Below are 11,232 nucleotides of genomic sequence, written 5' to 3'. Positions count from 1 at the left end.
GATGATTTTTGTACTAGCTTTTGCAAAAAAAGACTGTCGACAGTTACTTTGTCGACAGTCTGAAAGCCGTGCTTTTTGCACGGCTTTTATATTGGGCGGGCTTTTGCATAGGTGCGGTGGGTCTTATATATTTGTACTTTCACTTTTTCACCGAGAAAGTTCGCCCCATCCTCTATATCTATAACATATCCGTCTACCCGCGCTATTCCGTGGTCAGGTAAAGTGGCATGGGTTTCCTCTATTACAACTTCTATAACCTGCCCCTCCCTTACCGGTACCGCTAGGTTTTCGAGTTTGGCTTTGCTGCCGACGGCTCTTACCTTTATTTCTTCCGGGTGAAGGGAGGCATTACCCTTTATGAAAATATACTTTTCGTACCGCTGTTCCAGCAGCGAAAGCCTGCTGCCCCCCGCTCCGATCACCGACGATGCCACCGACGGGTGGACCTCAATCAGCACCGCTTCCCCCCGGTTGTTCCTGAAAATCCGCGAAAGTTCCCGCTCTACTCTCTTTGCCATGGCCTCTTCTGATAAGATCCTGCCTTTGCCTTCACAGTACGGGCAGACTTTTTCCATAACTTCGTCAAGGCTTTGCCTGACCTTTTTTCTGGTCATCTCCACAAGCCCGAGGGAAGTTATGCCAAGTATATGGGTCCTGGTCCTGTCCTTTTTCAGTTCGGACTCGAGCGCATCGAGCACCATCTTCCTGTGTTCTGGGGAATTCATATCTATAAAATCGATAATTATGATTCCGCCGATATCTCTCAATCTCACCTGTTTTGCGATTTCCCTGGCAGCTTCCAGGTTGGTTTTCAAAACTGTGTCTTCCAGATCTATGCTGCCCACAAACTTACCTGTATTTACATCGATCGCGGTCAGGGCTTCGGTGCGATCGATAACGATATATCCCCCCGACCTCAGCCATACCTTGCGGCGCAGTGCCCTTTCTATTTCCTGTTCAATGTTAAAGTACTCGAATATTTCTTCCTGTCCCCTATATAGGCTTATCCTGTCCTTTAAAGAAGGGGATATCATCGATACGAGTTCCAGTAATTTCTCATAACCCGAAGGGCTGTTTATATAAAACCGGCTGACTTCGGGAGTGAATACGTCCCTTACTATTCTGGCCAGGAGGTTCATATCTTTGTAAATGAGCCTCGGGGCGTTGCCTCCCCTCTGCCTGAGCTGAATGTCCTCCCAGAGCTTTTTAAGGTAATCAATATCCGCCTTCAGTTCATCTCTACCTCTCCCCTCGGCGGCTGTCCGCACTATCACTCCCATGCGAGGCGGTCGCAATTCCTCTGCAAGGGCCTTCAGGCGATTTCTCTCTTCTTCCTTTTCAATCCTCCGGGAGATTCCCACATAATCAACTCGCGGCATAAGAACCAGGTACCTGCCGGGCAGGGTTATGTTGGTCGAGACCCGCGCACCTTTTGACCCCATGGGTTCCTTGACCACCTGGACCAGTACCTCCTGGCCGACCCTTAAAATATCCTTAATCGAAAGTTTCCTCAAACCCTCCAGGAGGTCCTTCTCCTCCGGCCCTACCGAGTCAATATTTATATCGCCCACGTACAAAAAAGCATTTTTCTCAAGACCGATGTCCACAAAGGCAGCCTGCATGCCCGGAAGTACGTTGGTCACCCTGCCCTTATAAATATTTCCCGCCACCCGCTCCTCGAAATTCTTTTCGATAAAAAATTCCACGAGCTCCCTGTCCTCTAAAATTCCCACCCTTACCTGATCTCGCCCTACGTCGGCTATAATTTCTTTTGACATTAGTACTCCAGCTCCCTTAAAACCGTTAAATAGGATCGGTCCTCTTTCCCTCGCGAACCATGAAAAGTTCATCCCGGTTCATGCGGCGCACTGTAATAGACGGGATGTGCTCCTGGAGAGCCTTGATAACCAACGGCGGCGTAACATTCCCTTCCTGCCCTGCGGAAAGTTCCATCCTGATCTCGGCACGACTTCCCTCGACGCCCGTTATTTTTATCCCGTGAATCAGCGGCGCGATATTGACATTTTTCACCTTACCCTTGGACGTCTTTGGAACCGTTATCTCCGGGCGGGAAAGCATCTCAGTTACAGCCTTATCCAGTAGTTCCGGCTCTATATCGCTCCCGGTATCGACCACCACCGTGTAAACAGCCCTGTTAACCGATGAAAGGGGAATCTTGCCTTCAGCAGTATCTATCTTTAATACGGAAATCCCCGGGGGAAGGTGTGAGTTTAACCGGGCAAGAATCCGATCCAGGGGCAGGACACTTTCGAATTCCACGTCCATGTATTCGGCATCACTGGTAATTCCCACTGGAAGCGCTGGTGCAAAGGAGATCCTGGGTCGGGGATTGAAGCCCTCGGTAAATTTAACGGGCAGTTCGGCTCTCCTCATAGCCCGCTCTACCGCCCTCATCAAATCAAGCTGTGAAATAAATTTAACTTCCTCTCCTTTTTTAATCTTCATTCTTACTATCACAAATGATCCCGCCTTTTAACTTCATAATTCCGCAGCCATGACACCTATTGAAACGGCAATCGGGGGTGGGCTTGGCCTCCCTGGCTTTTTTTAGTTCCGTGATAAGAAAACTCTTCTCAACCCCGGGGTCGATTACCTCCCACGGAAAAACCTCGTCCTCAGGCCGGGAACGGTTGGCGTAAAACTCGGGGTTAACTCCTGCCTCCCTGAAAGCCTCCATCCATTTGTCGAAGGAAAACATATCGCTCCATCCGTCAAACCTGCATCCCCTCTCGCGGGCTTTTTTGAGCACCGAATTGAGCTTTCTGTCGCCTCTTGAAAACACCGCTTCCAGGAAGCTCAACTTCCCGTCGTGCCAGTTATATGAGATGTTCGGGCCTTTGAGCTTTTTCTTCAGGAACCGCTGGCGCTCTTTGATCTCATCAAGAGGTATTTGGGCTTCCCACTGAAATGGGGTGAAGGGTTTTGGCACGAAGGTCGATGTACTGACGGTGACCTTTAGGCCCTTTGTATTGCCCCGCACTTCCCTATATGCATCGACCACCCTGTACGCCAGCCTCGCGATTCCCTCCAGGTCTTCGTAGGTTTCCGACGGCAGACCTATCATAAAATAAAGTTTTACCGTATTCCACCCGGCCTCAAAAGCTCCCTTCACTGAATTCAGGAGGTCCTCTTCCGTGACCCCTTTGTTTATCACATCGCGGAGCCTCTGGGTACCAGCCTCGGGAGCAAAGGTGAGACCGCTCTTTTTTATCTCCTGGATCTTACGGGCCAGATCCAGCGTGAAGGAATCGATCCTGAGCGACGGAAGCGAAAGGCCCACCATGCACTGCCTGAACTCATCGGTCAGGATTTCTACAAGCTGCTTTAAAGCCGAGTAATCGCTGGTGCTGAGAGAAGCAAGGGATATTTCTTCATACCCGGTCGACTTTATCATTTCCCGGGCAATGTTTGTCAACTTGTCCACCGATTTTTCCCTCACCGGCCTGTATATCATGCCCGCCTGGCAGAAGCGGCAACCCCTGGTGCAGCCCCTGAATATCTCCAGCACAGCCCTGTCGTGAACTATGTCCATATAGGGAACTATAAGTTTCGTAGGATAATACACCCTGTCGAGGTCTCTTATAATCCGCTTTTGAACCCTTTCGGGTATTCCCGGTTTTACAGGAAGGATTTCCTTTACGGTGCCGTCCTCATTGTAATTTACCCGGTAAAAGGCCGGTACATAGACCCCCGGAATTCGGGCCGCCCTTTCCAGAAATTCTATCCTGCCCTTTGAACTTTTTTTGTGGTCAAGGTAAAGGTTCACCAGCTCCAAGATTACCTCTTCGGCCTCGCCTATGACGAAAAGGTCGATAATTTCTGCCAGGGGTTCCGGATTATAAGCGCACGGGCCGCCGGCTATAACGATGGGATCCCGGTCGGTGCGATCTTTTGAAAAAAGCGGTATACCGGCCAGATCCAGCATGTTCGTCACATTGCTGTAACTCATCTCATACTGCAGGGAAAAACCCACAAAATCAAATTCAGAAAGGGGACTCTTGCTCTCCAGGCTGAAGAGCGGTATCCCCCTTTCGCGCATAATTTCCTCAAAATCAACCCACGGTGCAAACACCCTCTCGGCGTAGACGTCTTCCCGCTCGTTCAAGAGGTGGTAGAGTATTCTGAGCCCCAAATGGGACATCCCGACCTCGTATACATCGGGGAACGCCAGAGCGATGCGAACTTTAACTTTACTCTTGTCCTTCTGTACGCTGTTTAGCTCATTGCCTGTGTAACGCGTCGGTTTTGAGACTTGCGGCAGAACTTCATCCAGGATTTGTTTTATTTCCAAGTCTTTTGCCTCCCTGTTTTTCTTATACCCTTTATATTATAACAGGTCTTCCACCTTAATATCCAATCCCTTGTCTATAATAGTGTCAAATATTTCCGTTTCGGTCAAGCATTTTTTTAGCTTCCACCTGTTGTCCACCACATATACGAGATAAAAATTCTGCGGGTTGAAGCGATACAGGATCTGCTTTACGGGCACTCCCGCCAGCGCCACCAGCGCTTGCATCGGCAGCAGTCCCCTTTTCAGCAGATTCTCCTTTTTTCGTGCGATATGACTGATAAATAATATGGAAGCATGCTTTTCTTCCCCGGCAGCGGAGAGAAAAAGAAAAATTCCGGCGACAAGGAAACTTAAATTGTATCTGGCTTCAAAGGCGGTTGCAACAAATAACGACAACAAAAAAAGCGCCAGCGCTTTACCCGCTCTGGCCGCAATCCTTACTGCCGAAATAAAGCTCACCATTTGGCTGAGCCAGAGCATGAATATCCTTCCTCCATCCAACGGTAGGGCGGGGAGTAAGTTAAAAAGCCCCAGGGCCAGATGGTATTTGATAAACAGGTACCCCGTTTCCCGGGGGATAATGTTCTGAAATATCATGGAAATAAAGAGTGCCGCAAAAGCCAGGTTGCCCATGGGGCCTGCGAGAATGATCATTATTTCCTCCTCGCAGGTGGAATAGTAAAAATATTTCAACTTCATCCGGCCGCCGAAGGGCAGTAATTCCAGCTCATCCACGGCAATGCCGAGCATTCGGGCGGTGAAGATGTGAGAGGCTTCATGTACCGCCAAAGCCAGGAGGGCAGCTGCAACTTCCGCGAAAAAACCCGAAAGTATACCCGCTGTAACAACAAGGAGAAATAAAAAATGCAATTTTACTTTAATCCCCCAAATCAAAAAGGCCATAGGTCTCCCCCTAGGGCTTTTCGGGAATTTTTATCCAGCGCTCGGGGTCTGTTGCTGCTCCCTTTTCCCAGACCTCAAAATGTAGGTGTGGATTTTCCGCAAGGCCGGTTTTTCCAACCGTGCCGATAATCTGCCCCTTCCTGACCTTATCGCCTGCTTTTACGTAGACGTCTTTGAGGTGGGCGTAAAGCGTAACCAGGTCACCTTCATGCCTTATCTTGATCAGGCGGCCCATTTCCGCGTCTTCTGCTGCCAGCATCACCGTACCGTCCCCTGCAGCTTTTACCGGACTGCCCTCAACCTGTTCTATATCTATACCGTTATGCATCCGTTCTACCTTCAGGAGGGGGTGGAACCTTCTCCCAAATCCCGAGGTCACCCTTCCGTTAACGGGAGCAATTAGAGCTCCGGAACGTACCGGGGGAGATTCCCCTTCCCTTAGAAGACTCTTAAAAACCGGGACCTGCTGATTTAAAAAAGAGAGTTTATGCAGGCCGTCCCCCAGTTTGTTTAAATCCCACTCGTAACTTATGACTTGATTTACTCTGGAAAGTGCGGCAGAAGCCATGGGAAAATCAGCCTTTTTAATGAAAAGTATCACGCATAGTATTATTAACGAAATTAACACCTTATTCAGGCTCATAAAACGGCTAAAGTCCCTTTTTTCATTAGAACCGGTATAATACGTGTAGTAGGGATCCGTATCCTGCCTGTGCCACCACATGAAATGACCCCTCCCGAAAAAATCCTTGGTATATATCTATTTTAGGGAGGGCTCGTTTATTACATAATATTCAGCTATAACAAATAAATAGCCAGGGGCTATACTAAATCTTATGCCCCTGGCAAAATCAAAACAATATTTTTTGTCTTCGCATCCCTATATTCAGTACCAGGCCTACGGCCATCATGTTCATTAATAACGAACTACCTCCGTAACTCATGAACGGCAGGGGGATACCCGTAACGGGCATAAGCCCCATGGTCATGCCTACGTTTACAAGTACCTGAAACGCCCACATCGACGCAACCCCGGTTGCCATATAAGTGCCCAGGACGTCCCGTGACCTGAAAGCTATCCGAATAGTGCGGTATATCAGGGTGAAAAAGAGTATAAGCAGAAACATACCGCCGATAAATCCCAGCTCTTCGCCCAAGACGGCAAATATAAAGTCGGTCTGCTGCTCGGGAATAAAGTCCAGCTGGTTCTGGGTGCCCTGAAAAAGGCCTTTTCCGAGGAACCTGCCGGAACCGATGGCAATCTTGGACTGGATCACGTGATAACCGTACCCGAGTGGATCAAGATTGGGGTTCAAAAATATAAGAATTCTCATCTCCTGATAATCGTGAAGAAACTGCCACAATACCGGTAAGGACGCCACTCCAGCTGCTATGGTTCCTAACAGCAACCTTGGGTTTGTTCCTGCCACAAAAATCATGCCGAACATTATAGCCAGCAATACCAAGGATGTGCCCAGGTCCGGCTGTTTCATGATAAGCAGCATGGGTGTTCCCACATGGACGAATACCAGTATCAGGTCCTTTAAAGAGTTAATCGTCTTTTTCTTATCCAGGTACTTCGCCAGTGTTATGATGACGGCAAGTTTGCTGAATTCCGAAGGCTGAAAACTAAAAGGGCCTATCGGAATCCAGCGCTGAGCTCCCATTGTGGTCTTGCCCATGAATAATACCACTAAAAGCATGACCAGATTGACTATATATATAGCGTTAGAAAGCATGGCTATAGTATGATAGTCCATCATCAGTACTGCCGCCATCATCAAAAGACCCAGGAGAAACCAGATAAACTGCATCTTGGTATAATGGAAACTTCCTCCGGGGGCGGTAGCATGGGTGGCGCTGCTTATTGTGAGTATGCTCAGAGCGGCTATCAGCACAATTACGATTATTATTTGGTATTCAAGATTTTTTAAAAGCTTCGGCTCCATAAAAAACCTCCCGAAAATCCGTAACCATTATACCATACTTTGACGGCTTCTATAATGTTTTTTTTAAAAGGCTTTTCCAGGAACATTTTTCCGTTAACCAGCATTTACTCCTTTTCATACCCGAGCAACGTGCTTGATCCTTCTAATCGGTATATTGGCCACCAAAGCGGGCACCGTTATTTCTTCGTCTTTTTTCATCCTGGTAAGTTTTACTTCAAGCCCCTCTTGTTCGATGTCTACGTAGTCGGAAATTATATTTATTATCTGGCTCTTTATCATTTCTAGAAACTGCGGAGAAACGTTGGCCCTATCATGGACGAGAATGAGCCTCAGCCTCTCTTTGGCTATATCCTTGCTGGATACATCCTCCCGGCCGAAAAGTTTCAGAAAATCCATATTTAAGCCCCCCTTACCTTCTGGGTTTTAGTCCGAATAGCATTTTCAGTCTTTCCATCAGGGTCGGCTCCACGTCTAAGGACATTATGGGTACATCTTCTCCCTCTATTCTGCGGGTCACGTTTCTGTAAGCCTGCCCTGCTTTGGAATTTTCATCGGCCACCGCCGGTTCTCCCCTGTTGGTGGATATTACTATCCTTTCATCCTCGGGGATGACGCCTAACAGGTCGATAGCCAGTATATCTATAATATCGTCTATATCCATCATATCGCCGCGCTTGACCATGTCGGGCCTTATCCTGTTTATAATTAGCTTAGGCTCTTCGAAGCCGGCGGCTTCCAGGAGCCCTATGACCCTGTCGGCATCTCGTACGGCGGAAACCTCGGGTGTCGATACGATTATCGCTTTATCGGCGCCGGCTATGGCGTTTTTGAATCCCTGCTCAATACCGGCCGGGCAGTCTACCAGCACGTAATCAAACTCCTCTCTCAGCTGGTCGCATAGTTCTTTCATCTGTTCGGGGGATACCGCGTTTTTGTCCTTGGTCTGGGCTGCCGGCAAAAGGTATAGGTTTTCAAAGCGCTTGTCCCTTATCAGAGCCTGTTTGAGCCTGCATACACCCTGTACTACGTCAACCAGATCGTATACGATGCGATTTTCCAGGCCCATCACCACATCGAGATTTCTGAGGCCGATATCGGCATCTATCATGACCACCTTCCTGTGTTTTAAAAGCGAAAGACCCGTTCCGATGTTGGCGGTAGTGGTGGTTTTTCCCACTCCTCCCTTTCCGGAAGTAATAACGATTACCTGACCCATTGGTACCCCTCCTGTCATCTTATTATAACGTCGTTAGATTAAGAAATAAGGTTCGATAATTATGATCCCATCTTTCAAACGGGCCATTTCCGGGACCTGAGGTATGTCGCTTTTTTCTTCGGGAGGTCTCGATATAACATGGGCTATTCTGAGCTGGGTAGGTTGCAGTCTGAAAGCTACCACTATCGAATTCTCGTCGCCTTCGGCTCCCGCATGAGCCATACCCCGTAAAGCCCCAAAAACGAGTATGTCTCCTTTTGCTATTATTTCGCTCCCAGGATTGACGTCACCCACAACTACTACATTTCCGCTATACGCGATCCTCTGTCCGGAACGCAGTGTCTTTTTAAGGATAAGGGTATCCGGTTGTGGTGGGCTGGGAAAAGGGATGGTGCGCACGGGTTTATCCTTTCTGAGGTGCAAACCAAAATCCCGCAGAATTGTTTCCAACTGCTCGAATTCGTCCTGGCTTATATTTCCATCTTTGACAAGCAGGCGTGCCTGGCCACCCTTAAAAAAACCTCCGCCCCTTTGAAGTTTTTCGAAGATCGTGTTTTTTATCACTTCAAAGTTTGATTGGTGGTGTAAAATTATAGATATGCCGTCTCTTGTGCCCTTTATTACCACCGGTTCTTGATTCATGTATGTTCCCTCCGAAGCCTCGTCTTTTATCAATATTCTTCAAAAAAAAGCCGATTCCTTCTTCCCGAAATAAAAAAAACCAGAATCTGTAAGATTCTGGTTCGCGATCAATCCGTTATTTCAAGGGAGTTTTGGTTTGACTCTTCGGTATTTTCTTCTATGTTAAAGTAAGCGCTCAGTATGGCCTTAGCCACTGGCCCGCCGGTGGCTCCGCCGGACCCGGCCTGCTCTATGAACACCACTACAGCCACTTCCGGATCTTCAAAAGGTGCAAAGGCCACAAACCAGCCGTGCGGTGTTTTTTTCAAGTCCCACTGAGCCGTTCCGGTTTTGGCCCCCAGGGAAACCGGAAAGTCGGAAAAGACTGAGTAAGCGGTACCCCCGGGGGAGACAACCCCCCTCATGCCTTCTTTTATAATCTCGAAGGTTTTTTTAGAGACCGGGACCTCGCCGGCAACCTCGGGTTTTCTTTCATAAATCACCCGTCCTTCGGCATCAACGATACTCTTGACAAGATACGGCTTCATCCAGCGCCCTTCATTGGCTATGGCGGATATATAGCTTGCGATCTGCAGAGGGGTATACTGATGGTAACCCTGCCCTATTGCCGCATCGAGGGTTTCCGCCGGGTACCATATCTTATCCTCCGGCCTCTTGAAAATTCTGGCCTTGTATTCCCTGCTTGCCACATTACCTTCTCGTTCTCCGGGCAGCTCGATCCCGGTAATGTTTCCAAGGCCGTACATGCGGGCGTATTTTTCAATAGCATCTATACCGAGGCGCCTGCCCATTTCATAAAAGTATATATTGCAGGACTCCGCAATGGCCTTAACCACATCGACAACACCGTGGCCGCCCGGCTTCCAATCCTTTTTCCGGGCTATGGTCCAGTAGACCCCTGGGTCGCGAATTTTTTCCTTTTCATCGGTAACCTTTTCCTCCAGGGCAGCCGTAGCCGTGACCATTTTGAACACGGAACCGGGCGGATATGCTTCCGATATGGCTATGTTGACCATCGGTTTCAGCGGGTTATTGGCCAGGCTTTCCCACTCCTTTTGGGTAATTCCCCGGGCGAACATGTTGGGGTCGAAGCTGGGAACGTTCGCCATGGCCAGCACTTCCCCGGTCTTTACGTTGAGCACCACCACAGCTCCCCGCTTGGCATTGGGAAAAGGGTTTCTCCTGTCGGTCTGCAGCTTATGCAGCTGTTCCTGGAGGGCCTGTTCTGCCACCTGCTGCAGTTCGGCGTCGATAGTTAGATTCACGGTAGCCCCCGGTATCGCCGGCTTTTCTCCCAGGGTCCGGATAGGCTTCCCAGTTGCGGTAACCTCCACCTGTTTGCCGCCGTCTTGGCCCTTCAGGTAAGGTTCCAGCACTTTTTCCAGGCCCATTTTGCCCACAAGGTCTCCCGGCCGGTAGCCCTTGTCTCTAAGAATTTCGAGCTCTTGCTGGTTTATCTCACCTACGTACCCGAATATGTGAGCTGCCATGCTGCCGTAGATATAATTCCTTATAGGCTCTACCTCGATATATACACCCGGAAGGCGGCGCTCTTCGATTTTAGCCACCGTCTCCATGTCCACATTGGTTTTCAACCTGACGGGCATGTATTTTTTATATCCCTGGTCCCTAATCTTGTTTCGAAAGGTGTGAAATGCATAGGATACGAGAACCGGAGTGTCAGCGGGAGCATCTACTATAATTTTCCCGGTGTTACCGTCAACGGTTTTTATTTCAAGCGCCTCTCCGGTCTTTTCATGGACTACCTGGATATCACCGGAATCCACTTTTCCATCGGCGTCCACGTCGTATAACGGCGGCTTTTCAAGGAACACCTCGCCCTTTTCGTTTACCGTGTACCTTTCCTTAACCACATGGGTTACTTCGGGCATGTTTAGGATCTGGCTCAAAGTCTTGAAGACCTTTTCCTGCTCTTCATAAGAGGAGTTCACGTTCATGTACGAAACCGTATAACTCGGCTTGCTGTTCACCAGTTCCTTACCATTTCTGTCTTTAAAAACACCCCGGGGAGCCGTCACCGGGATGATCCTTATTCGATTTTCCTGGGCAAGCCTTTCGTATTCAGCGCCGTTGACTATCTGGAGCATAAAAAGCCCTATACTTAGAAAAACAAATATGCCAACCGTTATCCACGTATAGATATGGAGTCTTCTTTCCATTTTCCTGGCATTCACGGGTATTCTCCTCTA

General features: G+C 48.7%; 10 protein-coding genes. All 10 read right to left on the bottom strand.

Translation table 11 applies throughout. From position 1 onward, the window contains the following. Positions 1 to 86 precede the first annotated feature (86 nt). The 10 genes from TOCE_RS03750 to mrdA all read right to left on the bottom strand — a co-directional run bounded on the left by TOCE_RS03750 (position 87) and on the right by mrdA (position 11,217). Positions 87 to 1,778 (bottom strand): Rne/Rng family ribonuclease, encoded by a 1,692-nt coding sequence (locus TOCE_RS03750; RefSeq protein ID WP_013275564.1) that lies wholly within the window; start codon positions 1,776 to 1,778, stop codon positions 87 to 89. Between the two features lie 25 nt (positions 1,779 to 1,803). Further along, the gene (locus TOCE_RS03745; RefSeq protein WP_013275563.1) at positions 1,804 to 2,478 is read right to left on the bottom strand and encodes a TIGR03936 family radical SAM-associated protein; all 675 of its coding nucleotides are present in this window, start codon (positions 2,476 to 2,478) and stop codon (positions 1,804 to 1,806) included. Then, positions 2,456 to 4,312, bottom strand: coding sequence for a TIGR03960 family B12-binding radical SAM protein (locus TOCE_RS03740; RefSeq protein WP_013275562.1), 1,857 nt, complete (start codon positions 4,310 to 4,312; stop codon positions 2,456 to 2,458). Before TOCE_RS03740 ends, TOCE_RS03745 begins: the two co-directional genes overlap by 23 nt. Positions 4,313 to 4,348: 36 nt before the next feature. Then, positions 4,349 to 5,215, bottom strand: a complete 867-nt coding sequence (locus TOCE_RS03735; RefSeq protein ID WP_013275561.1) for a site-2 protease family protein — start codon at positions 5,213 to 5,215, stop codon at positions 4,349 to 4,351. 10 nt (positions 5,216 to 5,225) lie between these two features. Then, entirely contained in the window at positions 5,226 to 5,939 is a 714-nt protein-coding gene (locus TOCE_RS11635; RefSeq protein ID WP_013275560.1) for a M23 family metallopeptidase, read from the bottom strand. A gap of 127 nt (positions 5,940 to 6,066) precedes the next feature. Continuing rightward, on the bottom strand, positions 6,067 to 7,164 hold the full coding sequence (gene rodA, locus TOCE_RS03725; protein WP_013275559.1) for a rod shape-determining protein RodA: 1,098 nt from the start codon (positions 7,162 to 7,164) through the stop codon (positions 6,067 to 6,069). Positions 7,165 to 7,278: 114 nt separating this feature from the next. Continuing rightward, positions 7,279 to 7,560 (bottom strand): cell division topological specificity factor MinE, encoded by a 282-nt coding sequence (gene minE, locus TOCE_RS03720; RefSeq protein WP_013275558.1) that lies wholly within the window; start codon positions 7,558 to 7,560, stop codon positions 7,279 to 7,281. A gap of 13 nt (positions 7,561 to 7,573) precedes the next feature. Further along, entirely contained in the window at positions 7,574 to 8,380 is an 807-nt protein-coding gene (gene minD, locus TOCE_RS03715) for a septum site-determining protein MinD (RefSeq protein WP_013275557.1), read from the bottom strand. 33 nt (positions 8,381 to 8,413) lie between these two features. Next, positions 8,414 to 9,022 (bottom strand): septum site-determining protein MinC, encoded by a 609-nt coding sequence (gene minC / locus TOCE_RS03710; protein ID WP_013275556.1) that lies wholly within the window; start codon positions 9,020 to 9,022, stop codon positions 8,414 to 8,416. Positions 9,023 to 9,129: 107 nt separating this feature from the next. Then, positions 9,130 to 11,217, bottom strand: coding sequence for a penicillin-binding protein 2 (gene mrdA / locus TOCE_RS03705; protein WP_013275555.1), 2,088 nt, complete (start codon positions 11,215 to 11,217; stop codon positions 9,130 to 9,132). Positions 11,218 to 11,232 lie beyond the last annotated feature (15 nt).

Origin of the sequence: Thermosediminibacter oceani DSM 16646 (assembly GCF_000144645.1) — a bacterium.
Classification (GTDB): Bacteria; Bacillota; Thermosediminibacteria; order Thermosediminibacterales; family Thermosediminibacteraceae; genus Thermosediminibacter; species Thermosediminibacter oceani.
This window is presented reverse-complemented; position numbering and strand designations above follow the sequence as displayed.